A 15827-nucleotide genomic window follows, 5' to 3' on the forward strand; every position below is an offset into this window, starting at 1 on the left:
ATGCCTGCGACGCACGCCATCTCCGCTCCAACGCATCGCTTCATATCAAACTGTTGAAGACGCTGCCAAGCACGAGCGCCGCCGCCGGGCTGAATTTGCGCACAGTTTGCACGTTGTCAGTCATCGCCGCCCTCGCCCGGCTCGAAATCGTCACCCATGCTGTCCTCGAGCTCCCCTAACATTTTGTGCAGCGCGGCAAGCTTACGTGCACCATAACGTGTGGCGATGGATGCGTAGATCGCCTCCGAGCTCGGCGCGACCTGCGCGATCAGCCTCAGGCCGCGGGGGGAGATCGACAACACGCCGCGGCGCATGTCGCGCGCGTCCACCTCGCGCTGGATCAGGCCGCGCGCCTCGAGATCGCGCAGGATACGGGACAGGCTTGGACCGAGCAGGAACGCGACCCGCGCCAGCTCCGTCACCTCGATCATTTCGACCGCAGAGAGCGCGCGCAGGATACGCCATTGCTGCTCGGTCAATCCGTGCTGGCGCAAACTCGGGCGGAACTGCCGCATGACCGCCTCGCGCGCCCGCAACAGCGCCATCGGCAGCGACTGCGAAAAGTCGCGCATCGGCAGCTTGCGCGTATCCTTGGCGATCGATCTGGCGCTCCTGGCCCTGGTCTCGCTCATTTCGTCACTCCCCGGCCGGCATCGAATATTTGCACTGCAACAAGTCGCATTTCGGTTTGCCCGCGAAAACTTAACATGTTAATTATCGGCCGCCATCTGGTTTTTCCCGAGGGTTTGCCCATGCCCCTGTCGACCGAGCAGATTCACAGCTGTGCCCTGCGCCTGGATCAGGCCGAGAAGACCCGCCGTCAGATTCGGCAGCTCTCCCAGGACTATCCGGAGATCACGATAGCCGACGCCTATGCGATCCAGAAGGCATGGATCGACATCAAGGTCGCCGCGGGGCGGAGCATCAAAGGCCACAAGATCGGGCTGACGTCGAAGGCGATGCAGAGCGCGCTCAACATCGACGAGCCGGATTCGGGCGTGCTGCTCGACGACATGTTCTTCAACGATGGCGGCATCGTCCCGCCCGGCCGCTTCATCGCGACACGGATCGAGGCTGAGCTGGCGTTCGTGATGAAGCACCGGCTCTCCGGACCGGATTGCACATTGTTCGACGTGCTCAACGCGACCGACTTCGTCGTGCCGGCGCTGGAGATCCTGGATACCAGGATCGAGCGCGTCGATCCCGAGACCAAGGCCACCCGCAAGATCTTCGACACGATTGCCGACAATGCGGCCAACGCCGGCATCGTCCTCGGCGGCCGGCCGCTGCGGCCTGTTGATGCCGACCTGCGCTGGATCGGCGCTCTCTGTTATAAGAACGGCCAATTGGAGGAGACGGGACTGGCGGCCGGCGTGTTGAACAACCCCGCCGTGGCGGTCGCTTGGCTCGCCAACAAGATCGCGGCGCAGGGGCTTGCCCTGGAGCCCGGCCAGGTGGTTCTCGCAGGCTCCTTCATCCGGCCGATCGAGGCCCGTTCGGGCGACACCATTCAGGCCGACTACGGTCCCTATGGGACGGTCAGCTGCTACTTCGCCTGACGACGGATTGGAGCGAACGACATGCCGCATTTCAGCATCGAATACTCGGCCAATCTCGACAGCAGCGTCGACATGGCCGCGCTCTGCGAGGTCGTACGCAAGGCCGCCAGCGAGACCGGAATCTTTCCGATCGGCGGCATCCGCGTCCGCGCCATCCGCTGCGAGCACTATGCGATCGCCGACGGCAAGACCGACTACGGCTTTCTCGCGATGCTGCTGCGGCTCGGCGAAGGCCGCGATCTCCCGGCCCGCCAGAAGGCCGGCGAGCACGTGTTCAAGGCGCTCTCCGCCTATCTTGAGCCGGTGTTCGCCGGCAGCAAATTCGCGCTGTCGTTCGACATGCAGATCAACGACGCCGCGACCAGTTGGAAACGCAACAACATCCACGACGCCCTGAAAGCCACAACGCCCTGAAAGCGGAGGCATCCCATGGATAAGGCCACTCCCAAGACCGACGTCTACGAGGCCAATCTCGACCGCGCCGCCCCCTTGCTCGCCAAGCTGAAGGACGAGGGCATCGGCCATTTCATCGACGGCAAGGTGGTGCAGGCGATCTCGGGCGCCACGTTCGAGACCAGATCGCCGGTCGACGGCGCCGTGCTCGCCAATGTTGCCCGCGGGAATGCCGAGGATATCGATCGCGCCGCGACCTCGGCGGCCCTCGCGTTCAAGTCATGGCGCGACATGGCGCCGACGATGCGGCGCAAGCTCTTGCATCGTGTCGCCGACGCGATCGAGGCTCATGCCGACGACATCGCCGTGCTCGAATGCATCGACACCGGCCAGGCCTATCGTTTCATGGCGAAGGCTGCGATCCGCGCCGCCGAGAATTTCCGCTTCTTCGCCGACAAATGCACCGAGGCCCGCGACGGCCAGAGCACGCCGAGCGACGAGCACTGGAACATCTCGACCCGCGTGCCGATTGGCCCGGTCGGCGTGATCACGCCATGGAACACGCCGTTCATGTTGTCGACCTGGAAGATCGCCCCCGCGCTCGCGGCCGGCTGCACGGTCGTGCACAAGCCCGCGGAATGGTCGCCGATCACGGCGCTATGGCTGGCGAAGCTCGCCAAGGACGCCGGCATTCCCGACGGCGTGCTCAACACCGTGCATGGGTTCGGCGAAGACGCCGGCAAGGCGCTGACCGAGCATCCCGCGATCAAGGCGATCGGCTTCGTCGGCGAGAGCTCCACGGGATCTGCGATCATGGCGCAGGGCGCGCCAACGTTGAAACGCGTGCATTTCGAGCTCGGCGGCAAGAACCCGGTGATCGTGTTCGACGATGCCGATCTCGACCGTGCGCTCGATGCGGTCGTGTTCATGATCTACTCGCTCAACGGCGAGCGCTGCACGTCATCCAGCCGGCTGCTGGTGCAGCAGAGCATCGCCGAGACGTTCACGGCCAAGCTCGCCGCGCGCGTGCGCGCGCTGAAGGTCGGCCATCCACTGGATCCGGCGACCGAGATCGGACCGCTGATCCACGAACGGCATCTCGCCAAGGTCTGCTCCTATGCCGACATCGCACGCCAGGACGGCGCGATCGTCGCCGTTGGCGGCAAGCGGTTCGATGGCCCTGGCGGTGGCCATTATGTGGAGCCAACACTGGTCACCGGCGCGTCCCAGACCATGCGCGTCGCACAGGAAGAGGTGTTCGGGCCGTTCCTTACGGTAATCCCGTTCCGCGACGAGGCCGACGCGGTCGCGATCGCCAACGACGTGCAATATGGCCTGACCGGCTATGTCTGGACGGGCGACATGGGCCGCGCGCTGCGCGTCGCGGACGCGCTGGAGGCCGGCATGATCTGGTTGAACTCGGAGAACGTGCGGCACCTGCCGACGCCGTTCGGCGGCATGAAGGCGTCGGGCATCGGCCGCGACGGCGGCGACTATTCGTTCGACTTCTACATGGAGACCAAGCACGTCTCGCTCGCGCGCGGCACCCACAAGATCCAGCGGCTCGGCGCCTAGGAGAAACAGCCCATGACCTCCCCTCGCCTCGCGACCTACTCTGTCAACGGCTCGGTCCGCTACGGGCTCGTGACCGACAAGGGTCTCGTCGATCTCTCGGCGCGCTACGCCAAGGAGTATCCAACTCTGCGCGAGGTCATCGCAGCCGGTGCGCTGTCGCGGCTGATCGATGCCGGCGCGGCGCTGTCGCCTGATCACGCCCTGGACACGATCACCTGGCAGCCGCCGATCCCCTCGCCGGAAAAGATCATCTGCATCGGCGTCAACTATCCCGACCGCAATGCCGAGTACAAGGATGGTCAGGACGCGCCGAAATATCCGTCGATGTTCATGCGCACGCCGCGCTCCTTCGTCGGCCACGACACGCCGCTGGTCCGCCCGCACGCCTCGCCGCAGCTCGACTATGAAGGCGAGCTGGTGCTGATCATCGGCAAGGCCGGCCGGCACATTCCGGAAGCCACCGCGCTGGATCACGTCGCGGCGCTGACGCTGTGCAACGAAGGCACCATCCGCGACTGGGTGCGGCACGCCAAGTTCAACGTCACGCAAGGCAAGAACTTCGATTCCACCGGCAGCCTCGGGCCGTGGATCGTGCCCTACACCGACGAGAGCCAGATCGCCGACATCCGCCTGACGACGCGCGTCAATGGCGAGCTGCGCCAGGACGACCGCACGTCGCGGCTGATCTTCGGCTTCCGCTACCTCATCAACTACATCTCGACGTTCACGACGCTCGTCCCCGGTGACGTGATCGTGACGGGCACGCCGACCGGCGCCGGTGCGCGGTTCGATCCGCCGCGCTATCTCAAGCCCGGCGACGTCATCGAGATCGAGGCCGAAGGCGTCGGCATCTTGCGCAACGGCGTCGTCGACGAAGCCTAGTAGAACGGAAGATCAGCATGACCACCATGACCGGCGGCGAAGCCATCGTCAGCGGGCTCGTCGCCCACGGCGTCGAGACCGTGTTCGGCCTACCCGGCGCGCAGGTCTACGGCCTGTTCGATGCCTTCCACCAGGCGCAGCTCAAGGTCGTCGGCGCCCGCCACGAGCAGGCCTGCGGCTACATGGCGTTCGGCTATGCCCGCGCCAGCGGCAAGCCCGGCGTGTTCAGTGTCGTGCCCGGCCCCGGCGTGCTCAATGCGGGTGCTGCGCTGCTGACCGCCTTCGGCTGCAACGAGCCGGTGCTGTGCCTCACGGGCCAGGTGCCGACCGACTATCTCGGCCGCGGCCGCGGCCATCTGCACGAGATGCCGGATCAGCTCGCCACCTTGCGCAGCTTCGTCAAATGGGCCGAGCGCATCGAATATCCCGACAGCGCGCCGACGCTCGTATCCCGCGCCTTCCAAGAGATGCTATCGGGGCGGCGCGGACCTGCCGCGCTGGAAATGCCGTGGGACGTATTCACGCAGAAGGCGGCCACGGCGGCCGCGACGCCGCTGGCTCAGTTCACGCCGCCACAGCCTGATCCCGACCGCGTCGCCAAGGCGGCTGCACTGATCGCCGGCGCCAAGACGCCGATGATCTTCGTCGGCTCAGGCGCGATCGATGCGCGCGAGGAAATCCTCGAGCTGGCCGAGATGCTCGACGCGCCGGTCGTCGCCTTCCGCTCCGGACGCGGCATCGTCTCCAATGCGCACGAGCTCGGGCTGACCATGGCGGCGGCCTACAAGCTGTGGCCGACGACGGACCTGATGATCGGCATCGGCACCCGCATGGAGTTGCCGGCGACGTTCCGCTGGCCGTTCAAGCCGGAGGGGCTGAAGTCGATCCGCATCGACATCGACCCGGTCGAGATGCGGCGCCTGATCGTCGATGCCGGGATCGTCGCCGATGCCAAAGCCGGCACCGCGGCCTTGGCGGCGGCCGTCAGCAAGGCGGGCTATCGCAAGACCTCCGGACGCCGGGCCGCGATCCGCGAGGCCACCGCGGCGACCTTGCAGGAGATCCAGAAGGTGCAGCCGCAGATGGCCTATCTGAACGTGCTGCGCGAGGTGCTGCCGCCAGAGGCCATCGTCACCGATGAACTGTCGCAGGTCGGCTTCGCCTCCTGGTACGGTTTCCCGGTCTACGAGCCGCGCACCTTCATCACCTCGGGCTATCAGGGCACGCTCGGCGCCGGCTTCCCGACCGCGCTCGGCGCCAAGGTCGCACATCCCGACAAGCCCGTGGTCGCGATCACCGGCGATGGCGGCTTCATGTTCGCCGTGCAGGAGCTGGCGACGGCCGTGCAGTACAACATTGGTGTCGTCACCATGGTGTTCAACAACAATTCGTATGGCAACGTCCGGCGCGACCAGCGCGAGCGCTTCGACGGCCGCGTCGTCGCCTCGGATCTCGTCAATCCGGATTTCGTCAAGCTGGCCGAATCCTTCGGCGTGGCAGCGAGCCGCGTCACCGCGCCGGATCAGTTCAAGGCGGCGCTGGAGAAGGCGCTCGCCCATGGCGGGCCGTATCTGATCGACATCGAGGTGCCGCGCGACAGCGAGGTGTCGCCCTGGGCCTTCATCCATCCGGCCAAGCCGTAGGCCGATCGCGTCGACAGAGGGACGTCAGGCAGACGCCTGCCGTCCTTGCAGCGCCGCCGCAGCCATCACCAGGAGACCTGCGCCGGCCACGAACCAGCAGGCGACCGGCGCCCATTGCACCAGCGGCGCGTAGTCGGGCAGCTTCTGCAGGCCGCCGGCAACGGCGGCGATGCGCGCAAAGGTGGCCAGCGCCAGCGCCGAGAACACCAGCCCGGTCACCTTGCCCTCGGCGCCGGTCGTGCCGATCGCCAGCGCCGCCGACATCGCGCTCATCATCATGCAGCCCCAGGCCGCACCGGCGATGAACTGCGCCACGATCAGCACCGTGAGCGCGCCCGCCAGCTCGGCCATCACGATCGCGAGCGCACCGAGCAATCCCGCGACGCCCATGACGATCAGGCCGCCGCGGTGCTTGACCACCACGCTCGCCGGAAACAGCACGAGATTGAAGCCGATCCAGAACACCGGCATCAGCCATTGCAGATCTTCCTGCTTGGCGAAACGGAGGTAGAAAGCCGAGCTGTTGATGCTGAAATGCAGCTGATAGCCGAGCGCGAGGATCACCATCGCACCGATGAACAGCAGCGGCCAGCCGCGCAAGGACATGGGTTTGGGCTCCGGCTTCGCCGCCACCGGTGCGGCCGGCGCAGTGCCGCCTTGCCCGGCGCGCGAGAGTCCCAGCGCGGTCAGCAGCAGCACGGCCGAGGAGATGATGAACGGCAGCCGCGGATCGTAGTCGCGCAAGACCACGCCGAGATACGGCGACACCGCGCCGGCGACGCCGTAGCCGAGCATCACCAGGGCCATCAGGAACGGGACGGTCGGCCGCGCCGCGTGGCGCCCGAGCAGCGTGAGAGGCGGCGCGCGCAGCACCGAGGACGTCAGCGCCCACACCACGATCAGCCCGACGAACACGGCCGGCCCGGCCGATGCCGCGACGAATGGCAGCGCCACGAACGCGCAGCAGGATACCGCGGTCACGAGCGCGATGAAGACACCGAATCGCGCCGCCACGCGCCCGATGCGGTCGGCGGCCAGTCCCATCGCCGTATCGGACAGCGTGAAGATCGCCTGATCCAACATCAGGATCAGGATCACCGCCGATGGCGCGATGCCGGCTTGAGCGGCGAGCTTCGGCAGATAGATCACGTAGGTCGTCCACAGTAGGCTGAACACCAACTGCAGCAACGCAAGGTATAGTCCGAGCCGCGTCGCCGCCGGGGCGCGCTCCTCAGTGAGTTCGACAGTCGTCATGGCCCCTCTCCCGGGCGCAGCATAGAGCGCGGGATCGCCATTGCAAAATGCGGAAGGTCACACAGCGGCCAGGGCTAGCGCGCGCGGCGGAACGTCAGGTTGATGCGCCGGCGACCGAGCCGCGCGTGCTCGCCGTCGGCCAACGGCGCGACACCGTGGAAGGCGAGACGCGCCGGGCCGCCCCACACGACGACGTCGCCATGGACGAGCCGATGGCGTTGCGTCTTGTCGGTGCGCTTCAGGCCGCCGAACAGGAAAGTCGCGGGCAGGCCGAGCGACGCCGAGACGATCGGCTCGCCCAAGTCGCGCTCGTCGCGATCCTGATGCAGCGACATTTTTGCGCCCGGCTCGTAGCAGTTGATCAGGCAGGCGTCAGGCGCGAAGCCGGCAAAACCGGCCGCGCTTGCGGCCTGTTCGGCGAGTTGACGGAACAGGCACGGCATCGCCGGCCATGGCTTCCCGCTCTCGGGATCGATCGGATCATAGCGATAGCCGCTGCGGTCCGTCACCCAGCCGACCGCACCGCAATTGGTCATCGCCACCGACATCTGATGGCCGCCCGGCGTGAACATGCGGCGGAACGGCGCCTGCGCGATGATCGCCTCGATCGCGGCCAACAGCTCCGCCTCGTGCGGCCGCGCGAAGCCGCGCAGCAGCACGGCGCCAGGCGCGAGCGACTCACGCGCAGGTCCGGTCGTCTCGAGACTATCGAACAGATCAGCCGTCATGCGCCCTACTTCGCATCGTGGAAGATCACACCGAGCGTATGCCGCCGCCCGGAGCGCAGCCGGCTGACGCCATGGCGCATGGTGACGCGGTAGCTGCCGCGGGTGCCCTGCACCGGACGATGGTGGACCGCGAACACCACGGCATCGCCCTGCCGCAGCGGCACCACCTCGGCGCGCGACTGCATCCGCGGCCGCTGCTCGGTCAGCACGAACTCGCCGCCGTCGAAATCGCGTCCCGGCTCAGACAAGAGGATCGCGACCTGCAGCGGAAACACGTGCTCGCCATAGAGATCCTGGTGCAGACAATTGTAGTCGCCCTCGACATATTGCAGCAGCAGCGGCGTCGGCCTGACCTGGCCGGCGTCGTGGCAGCGGGCGAGGAATGCGGCGTGATCGCCGGGATATTGCACGTCGATGCCCATGGTCGCATTCCAGCGATTGGCGACCGGAACGAGGCGCGCATACAATTGCGGCCGCAGCTGCGCAATCGGCTCCGGCAGCGGATAGCTGAAATACTTGTATTCGCCGCGCCCAAACCCGTGCCGCGCCATGGTCACGCGGCTGCGGAAGTGGCTGTCATCCGGATAGAGCGACGCCAGCGCGCCGCAGGCATCCGGCGCGACAAGCTGCGACAACACGGCGCAGCCGCTGGAGTCGAGGTCGCGTTCAACCATCGCCCAGTCGGTCGCGTCGATCCCCGTTCCGGCGGAAAAGTCGATTTCGGACACTGCGCGCTTGAGTCTGGCCATGCAATTCATCCCAGCTGTCATTCCGGGGCGGCGCGCAGCGGCGAGCCCGGAATCCATACTCACGATGGTGGTGATGGATTCCGGGCCTGCGCCTGACGGCGCATCCCGGAATGACGATGGTGCGACAGAATGGGCGCAGCAGCCACCCGTTTCCTGAATGTATTGGCGTCATAAAGCAGAAAAGACCCGATGAACCAGGACGCATCCCAAGGAACCAATGTTCTGACGATGCAACGTCCCAGCACCAGACGCGTCTTCATTCTCCTCGGCAAGTCGATCCTGGCCGTGCTCTCGCTCGCCGTCATGCTGCTGCTCTACGCCGAAGGTTATGTGATCTGGTACTTCGAATACGGCCTCGGCCTGCCCACCGAGAGCCAGCTTGCGGCTCTCCCGACCACGGGCCCGCTCTGTGCGGCGAACCGGGGAAGTTCCTACGTACCGCTCTCCGAGATTCCGCCCTTGGTCCGCAAGGCCGTCGTGGCGTCCGAAGATCGCGATTTCTACGAGAGAACGTCGACCGGCCCGCTGGCGCGGCTCGCATCCAACATTGTGGCCGGTCGCAGGCCGGGCGATTCGAGCATCATCCTCGCGGTCAGCCGCGGTTGTCTCCTTACACTGGTTCCGAACTGCTGCGGGCCGCAGCTCGAATGGCAGTTCGGCACTGAGGTGTTCATGGGCCGTATCGAGCGCATGTTCACGCGCGATCGCATCCTGGAGGCTTATCTGAACAACGCCTATCTCGGCCGCAAAAGCTACGGCATTGCAGACGCGGCCAATGCCTATTTCGGCAAATCCCTCGCAAGCCTCGACGTCAACGAAATCGCCCTGCTGATCGCGCGTTTCCAATTGCCGAGGCCCTCTGAGCGCGACAGCGAGTGGCGCAATCGCATCATCGACAAGATGCTGTCCGCCGGTCTCATCGACGAGGCCCAGGCGACCGCCGCCAAGGCCACGCCCGTGCCCGCCCTCGCCGGCCAGCCCCGCAATCCCTGACCGCCCGGCCGCACCTCACCCCCGCACGACGCCCTCGACGCCCGCCGCGATCTCCAGCAGCTTGCGGTCGTGGCCGCCGGACTGCGCCAGCATCAGGCCGACCGGGACTTCGCCGTGGCGGTGCGCCGGCAGCGAGATCGCGCAGCCGTCGATCATGTTGATGAAGGTGCAGTTGCGCAGCGCCCGGATGTTTTCGCGCGCGAAGGCTGCGTCATCGGCGAGATCGGCAATGACAGGCGGCGTGTTCGCCGTGGTCGGCATCACCAGCGCGTCGTAGGGCGCGATCCGCGCGGCGGCGCGCGTCACCAGCGAGCGGCGGGCATTGAGCATCTCGATGTAGTCGGGCACCGTGATCGCCTCGCCGCGCAGGATGCGGACGGAGACGCGCGGATCGTAGACGTCGCCCTTGGCCGTCAGCAGGAAGCGGTGCCAGGCGTAGCTCTCGGCGGCGGCGAAACCGCCTTTCATGCCGATGACGCCGACGTCGAGAAATTCCGGAAATTCGATGCGCTCGATCAGCGCGCCCTGCTTCGCCAACGTCTCCAGCGCACGCTCAAACGTTGCGGCGACCTCGGCATCGAGCTCGTCGAGCACGATCGTCGTCGGCACCGCGAGCCGCAGGCCCTTCACCGGGCGCGCTGCCAGCGGCCGGATCGGCTCATCAGCGAGCACGGAATCCAGCACCGCGCAGCACGCCACCGTGTTGGCGAGCGGGCCAAAACTGTCGAGCGTCGACGACAGCGGCACGCCGCCGTCGAGCGGCACGCGCGCCTGCGTCGGCTTGTAGCCCGTGATGCCGTTGAACGCCGCGGGGATGCGGCAGGAGCCGCCGGTGTCGGTGCCGAGCGCACCATAGGCCATGCGATCGACGACGGACACCGCGGCGCCCGACGACGAGCCGCCGGGCACATGTCCGACGTCGCGCTTCCACGCGCTCTTCGGCGTGCCGTAATGCGGATTGATGCCGATGCCGGAATAGGCGAACTCGGTCATGTTGGTGCGGCCGATGACGACGAACCCCGCCCGGCGCAGCCGTGCCACAACAGGCGCATCCGCGTCCGCCGGCGCCGAATCCTCCAGCGCACGCGAGCCGGCGCGGGTCACCTGCCCCTTGATGTCGAACAGATCCTTGATCGAGACCGGAATGCCGGCGAAGGGCGACGGCACCGCATTGGCCTTGCGCAGCGCGTCCATGCCGTCGGCAGCCGCCAGCGCGGCCTCCTTGTCGACGTGGATGAAGGCGCGCTGGCCTTCGCCTGAGGGATCGGCGATGCGGGCGAGACAGTCCTCGACCAGCTTGCGGGAGGTCGTGCGTCCGGCGGCGAGATCATCGGCCAGCGCGGCCAGAGTCGGATTTGAAAGGGTCATGGCATCCTGTCAGGCGTGGTCGGCGGCCTCAGCCGAAATATCCAGATCGAGCAGCGCGGAACTCAGCGACTTGCCGTGCGCATCCAGCGCCAGCGAGCGCGTGACGCCGCCGCCGAGCGCCCGGCCCATCACGAAGTTCAGCGCTGCAATGTTGGGCAGCTCATAGCGGACCACGTCGCCGTGGACAATGCCGGCGAAGTGCGCCTTGACCCGCTCCGCGGTCACCTGCTCCAGCAGCAGAGGATAGTGCTTCGGATCATAGGCGATGACCGAGATGTTCGAGGTGTCCCCTTTGTCGCCGGTCCTGGAATGGGCGATGTCGCGCAGTTTCATCTCGTCTCCGATCATGTGACTGTATCAAAGACCAATTTTCATCGGGCGGCAATTGCCCCCCGAGCACCTCTGCGTCGTCCGGAGAGCCGCATGCGCGGCGCGATGGACCGTTGACGCCTTTGCGCCAAATGGCGCATCACCGTTGCAAAGCAGCGGGCGACGGAGCCTGCCCGAGGGAAGGATCACAGGGATGGCCGAGCCGATGCGCGCACGCCCGAAGCCGACGCCGGAGACGCAGCATTTCTGGGACGGCACCAAAGCCGGCGAATTGCGGCTGCAGCGCTGCGACGCCTGCGCGCACGTGTATTTCCCGCCGCGCCCGTTCTGCCCGTCCTGCGCCAGCCGCAACGTCAGCGTGTTCAAGGCTTCGGGAAAAGGCACGCTTTACAGCTACGTGATCAACCATCGCCCGGCCGCGCCCGGCTTCACGCCGCCCTACGCGATTGCCGTCGTCGCGCTCGAGGAAGGCCCGCGGATGATGAGCAACATCACCGGTTGCCCGCAGACCCCCGAGGCGCTGGAGCTCGACATGCCGCTCGAAGTCACCTTCGAGCCGCTCGACGCACAGATCACCCTGCCCTTGTTCCGGCCGGCGAAAGGATAACGCCATGCGTCGAAACCAGGTTGCCGTGGTCGGCGCGGCCGAGACCACCGAGCTCGGTGTCATCCCGACGATGTCGCAGATCCAGCTGCATGCCGATGCGGCGCTCAATGCCATCGCCGACGCCGGGCTGAAACTGTCCGACATCGACGGCTTCGCCACCGCAGTCGAGACGCCGCAGCAGATGTGCCATTATCTCGGCATTACACCGACCTGGGTCGACGGCACCTCGGTCGGCGGCTGCTCGTTCATGCTGCACGTCCGCCACGCCGCCGCGGCGATCGAGGCCGGCCTTTGCAAGACCGTGCTGATCACCCATGCCGAAAGCGGCAAGTCAATGATCGGTAAGCAGCCGCGCTCGATTCCGGCTGACAGCCTGCAGGGCCAGTTCGAGGCGCCGTTCGGCGTCTACGGTCCGCCCAGCATGTTTCCGATCCCCGTGCTGCGCTACATGAAGACCTACGGCATCACCCATGAGCAGCTTGCCATGGTTGCCGTCGTGCAGCGCGAATGGGCGGCGAAAAATCCGCGCGCCATGATGAAGGACCCGATCACGGTCGAGGATGTCCTGAACTCGCGCATGATCGCCTATCCGTTCCGCCTCTTGCAATGCTGCCTCGTCACCGATGGCGGCGGCGCGCTGATCCTGACCTCGGCCCATCGCGCCAAGGATTTCCCGCAGAAGCCGGTGTACATTCTCGGCACCGGCGAGAGCGTGGAGACGCCGATGGTCAGCCAGATGGAGACGTTCACCTCGTCGCGCGCCTTCAAGGTCGCAGGGCCCCTCGCCTTCAAGGAGGCCGGCATCAGCCACGCTGACGTCGATCACCTGATGATCTACGACGCGTTCGCGCATCTGCCGCTGTTCGGGCTCGGCGATCTCGGCTTCATGCCGCATGAGGAGACCGGGCCGTTCATCGCCGCCGGTCATACGCGGCCGGGCGGCAAGCTGCCACTCAATACCAATGGCGGCGGCCTGTCCTACATGCATTCGGGCATGTACGGCATGTATGCGCTGCAAGAGAGCGTGCGGCAGATGCGCGGCATCGCGCCGGCGCAGGTGCCGGGCGCAAAAATATCCGTGTGCCACGGCGTCGGCGGCATGTTCGCCGCGTCGGGCACCATCATCTTCACCAACGAGAGGTAACGAAGCTCGTCATAACCGGAGTCACTCTACCCGCTCTCCCCGTCCTACTGCACGGCGACCGCATATGTTGCCTCCAACTTTGAGGCGAGCCTTCTCCACGCCGTCATGGCCGGGCCTGTCCCGGCCATCCACGTCGTTCGGCATCCTGGGACGGACATGGATGCCCGGGACAAGCCCGGGCATGACAGCGTTGAGGCAGCGTCGCGAAACACTCAGATCCTGATACGCGGTTGCCAGCGGCGAACGGGCGGACCACATCCACATAATCAAGCCAAGGAACCCATCATGACCAAATCGCTCCAGGACAAAGTCGTCATCGTCACCGGCGCCGGCCGCGGCATTGGCCGCGAGATCGCGTTGCTGTGCGCCGCCGAAGGCGCCAAGGTCGTCGTCAATGATCCCGGCGTCGCGTCAGATGGCTCCGGCACCAGCGCGGCGCCTGCGGAAGAGGTTGTCGAGGAGATCAGGAAGGCCGGCGGCACGGCGGTCGCGAATTTCGAGAGCGTGTCGGAGGCGATCCCCGCCTCCAAGATCGTGAAGGCCGCGACCGATCACTTCGGCAGGCTCGACGGCGTCGTCAACAATGCCGGCATCCTGCGCGACATGATCTTCCACAAGATGAGCATCGAGGCGTTCGAGGCCGTCATCAAGGTACATCTGATGGGCTCGTTCTATGTGTCGCACTCAGCCGCGCGGCTGTTCCGCGAACAGGAGAGCGGCTCCTTCGTCCACTTCACCTCGACTTCGGGCCTGATCGGCAATTATGGCCAGGCCAACTACGCCGCAGCCAAGCTCGGCATCGTCGGCCTCTCCAAGTCGATCGCGCTCGACATGGGCCGTTTCAACGTCCGCTCCAACTGCGTGTCGCCATTCGCGTGGAGCCGCATGATCGGAACCATCCCGGCCGAGACCGAAGCCGAGAAGGAACGCGTCGAGCGCATGAAGCGGATGGGACCGGAGAAGATTGCGCCGGTCGTCGCCTATCTGCTGGGCGATGCCTCGAAGGACGTCACCGGACAGATCTTTGCGGTGCGCATGAACGAGATCTTCCTGATGGGCCAGTCGCGTCCGCTGCGCTCGGTGCACCGCGGCGAAGGCTGGACGCCGCAGACCATCGCCGAGCACGGCATGCCGGCGCTGAAGCCGTCGTTCTACAAGCTCGACCGATCCGCCGACGTGTTCGGCTGGGATCCGATCTGAGATTGCGGCGCGCAAAAAGCCGCGTGCAGCGCAAACTATCTTAGGTTGTTTTTTATTCGGACGACCCGCTGAAAGCCACGATTTTGTCGTATGGTTGCCTCCCAACAAAAAAACGGGAGGACTCCAATGACGAATTCACGACACGACATCGCGCAGGACCAGCCGGCCGGAGCCAACGGCTTCGACCGGCGCAGGCTGCTGAAAGGAGCCGCGGCCTTTGCTGCCGCCGCAGCGACCGCCACATCCGCCTCGGCTGCAACGGTCACGCCCCCCGGCCAGACGGGTGCGCCGACGATCTCGACGGATCCGCTGCCGCTCGGTCCCTTGCCGGGCAGCCGCTATCCGGACTCTCATTTGGAGTCCGCGAAGAAACCCAAGCTGTCATTCGGGCCGGCAGAGTTTCCTGCCTTCGCCGGCACGATGGCCGTCGAGCGTGTCGCGACCGGAATGCGCTGGGCCGAAGGTCCGGTCTATTTTCCTGCAGGACGCTACGTGCTGTTCAGCGACATCCCGAACAATCGCATCATGCGGTTCTCCGAGGACGACGGGCATCTCAGCGTCTACCGCCAGCCGTCGATGAATTCGAACGGCAACACCATCGATCGCGAGGGACGGCTGATCACCTGCGAGCACAGCGGCCGGCGCGTCACGCGCACCGAGCACGACGGCTCGATCACGATCATCGCCGACCGCTACAACGGCAAGCGCCTGAATTCGCCCAACGACGCGGTGGTCGCAACTGACGGGGCGATCTGGTTCACCGATCCGGCCTACGGCATCGGCGGCTTCTATGAGGGCCTCAAGGCGGAGCCCGAGCAGGACAAGCACAATGTCTACCGGGTCGATCCGAAATCGGGCGAGGTGAAAGTCGTCGTCGACGACTTCGTCGAACCGAACGGGCTGGCCTTCTCCCCCGACGAGAAGAAGCTCTACGTCATCGACACCGGCTTCACCGATGGGCCCGACAATCCCGCCCATATTCGCGTGTTCGACGTCGACCATGCCGCCGGCAAGCTGTCGAACAGCAAGGTGTTCGCCGAAATCCCCAAGCCGAGCATCTCCGACGGCGTGCGCTGCGATCGCGACGGGCGCGTCTGGTGCTCAGTCGGCTGGGGTGATCCGAACGAGGATGGCGTGCGCTGCTACGCACCCGATGGCACGTTGCTGGGCAAGATCCACATCCCGGAAACCGTCGCCAATCTGTGCTTCGGCGGCCAGCAGCGCAACCGGCTCTACATCTGCGGCTCGACCTCACTGTATGCGGTCTACACCAGTGCCCAGGGCGCACTGAAGCCGTAGGAGATCCAGGAGGAAGCAGCGAGTAGACCTTCTACTCGCTGCTCCCTTGGTCCTTATGGCCAGATGCTGCGCCATGGCGGAGCGCTGACGATCGCTCCCGGAA

At 66.0% G+C, this 15827-nt stretch carries 16 protein-coding genes; 10 read left to right on the plus strand and 6 right to left on the minus strand.

Going from position 1 to position 15827, the window contains the following annotated elements; all coding sequences use genetic code 11:
• Positions 1–116: 116 nt before the first annotated feature.
• Positions 117–632, minus strand: coding sequence for a homoprotocatechuate degradation operon regulator HpaR (gene hpaR, locus ACQR1I_RS23145; protein WP_434868304.1), 516 nt, complete (start codon positions 630–632; stop codon positions 117–119).
• Positions 633–752: 120 nt separating this feature from the next.
• Between hpaR and hpaH the strand changes: the two genes are divergently transcribed.
• The 5 genes from hpaH to ACQR1I_RS23170 are packed head-to-tail and all read left to right on the plus strand — an operon-like array spanning position 753 to position 6052.
• Positions 753–1559: a 2-oxo-hept-4-ene-1,7-dioate hydratase gene (hpaH, locus tag ACQR1I_RS23150; RefSeq protein WP_434868303.1), complete on the plus strand. Its 807-nt coding sequence runs from the start codon at positions 753–755 to the stop codon at positions 1557–1559.
• 21 nt (positions 1560–1580) lie between these two features.
• Positions 1581–1973 (plus strand): 5-carboxymethyl-2-hydroxymuconate Delta-isomerase, encoded by a 393-nt coding sequence (locus ACQR1I_RS23155; protein WP_434868302.1) that lies wholly within the window; start codon positions 1581–1583, stop codon positions 1971–1973.
• A 15-nt stretch (positions 1974–1988) separates the two neighbouring features.
• On the plus strand, positions 1989–3527 hold the full coding sequence (gene hpaE, locus ACQR1I_RS23160; RefSeq protein ID WP_434868301.1) for a 5-carboxymethyl-2-hydroxymuconate semialdehyde dehydrogenase: 1539 nt from the start codon (positions 1989–1991) through the stop codon (positions 3525–3527).
• 12 nt (positions 3528–3539) lie between these two features.
• Positions 3540–4409, plus strand: coding sequence for a fumarylacetoacetate hydrolase family protein (locus tag ACQR1I_RS23165; RefSeq protein WP_434868300.1), 870 nt, complete (start codon positions 3540–3542; stop codon positions 4407–4409).
• Between the two features lie 17 nt (positions 4410–4426).
• Positions 4427–6052, plus strand: coding sequence for a thiamine pyrophosphate-dependent enzyme (locus ACQR1I_RS23170; protein ID WP_434868299.1), 1626 nt, complete (start codon positions 4427–4429; stop codon positions 6050–6052).
• A gap of 24 nt (positions 6053–6076) precedes the next feature.
• On the opposite strand, the gene ACQR1I_RS23175 is transcribed toward ACQR1I_RS23170, so the two are convergent.
• From ACQR1I_RS23175 to ACQR1I_RS23185, 3 genes are all read right to left on the minus strand, one after another.
• Positions 6077–7306 carry an MFS transporter gene (locus ACQR1I_RS23175; protein WP_434868298.1) on the minus strand — a complete coding sequence of 410 codons (1230 nt, stop codon included), beginning with the start codon at positions 7304–7306 and terminating at the stop codon, positions 6077–6079.
• 74 nt (positions 7307–7380) lie between these two features.
• Positions 7381–8034, minus strand: coding sequence for a DNA oxidative demethylase AlkB (gene alkB / locus ACQR1I_RS23180; protein ID WP_434868297.1), 654 nt, complete (start codon positions 8032–8034; stop codon positions 7381–7383).
• 5 nt (positions 8035–8039) lie between these two features.
• Complete coding sequence (locus ACQR1I_RS23185; protein WP_434868296.1) at positions 8040–8783, minus strand: 2OG-Fe(II) oxygenase; 744 nt, start codon at positions 8781–8783, stop codon at positions 8040–8042.
• A gap of 303 nt (positions 8784–9086) precedes the next feature.
• Here ACQR1I_RS23185 and ACQR1I_RS23190 point away from each other — a divergent pair, with 303 nt between their 5' ends.
• Entirely contained in the window at positions 9087–9776 is a 690-nt protein-coding gene (locus ACQR1I_RS23190) for a transglycosylase domain-containing protein (RefSeq protein WP_434868295.1), read from the plus strand.
• Between the two features lie 15 nt (positions 9777–9791).
• Here ACQR1I_RS23190 and ACQR1I_RS23195 read toward each other — a convergent pair whose 3' ends face one another.
• Positions 9792–11144, minus strand: a complete 1353-nt coding sequence (locus tag ACQR1I_RS23195) for an amidase (RefSeq protein WP_434868294.1) — start codon at positions 11142–11144, stop codon at positions 9792–9794.
• Positions 11145–11153: 9 nt separating this feature from the next.
• Positions 11154–11477, minus strand: coding sequence for an AtuA-related protein (locus ACQR1I_RS23200; protein WP_434868293.1), 324 nt, complete (start codon positions 11475–11477; stop codon positions 11154–11156).
• 190 nt (positions 11478–11667) lie between these two features.
• Between ACQR1I_RS23200 and ACQR1I_RS23205 the strand changes: the two genes are divergently transcribed.
• From ACQR1I_RS23205 to ACQR1I_RS23220, 4 genes are all read left to right on the plus strand, one after another.
• On the plus strand, positions 11668–12081 hold the full coding sequence (locus ACQR1I_RS23205; RefSeq protein WP_434868292.1) for a Zn-ribbon domain-containing OB-fold protein: 414 nt from the start codon (positions 11668–11670) through the stop codon (positions 12079–12081).
• Between the two features lie 4 nt (positions 12082–12085).
• Positions 12086–13225, plus strand: a complete 1140-nt coding sequence (locus tag ACQR1I_RS23210) for a thiolase C-terminal domain-containing protein (protein WP_434868291.1) — start codon at positions 12086–12088, stop codon at positions 13223–13225.
• Between the two features lie 285 nt (positions 13226–13510).
• The gene (locus ACQR1I_RS23215; RefSeq protein WP_172112034.1) at positions 13511–14425 is read left to right on the plus strand and encodes an SDR family oxidoreductase; all 915 of its coding nucleotides are present in this window, start codon (positions 13511–13513) and stop codon (positions 14423–14425) included.
• Positions 14426–14551: 126 nt separating this feature from the next.
• On the plus strand, positions 14552–15724 hold the full coding sequence (locus tag ACQR1I_RS23220) for an SMP-30/gluconolactonase/LRE family protein (protein ID WP_434868290.1): 1173 nt from the start codon (positions 14552–14554) through the stop codon (positions 15722–15724).
• The last annotated feature ends 103 nt before the right edge of the window (positions 15725–15827 follow it).

The sequence above is a fragment of the Bradyrhizobium sp. HKCCYLS2038 genome (genome assembly GCF_051167655.1).
In the GTDB taxonomy this organism is placed as follows: Bacteria; Pseudomonadota; Alphaproteobacteria; order Rhizobiales; family Xanthobacteraceae; genus Bradyrhizobium.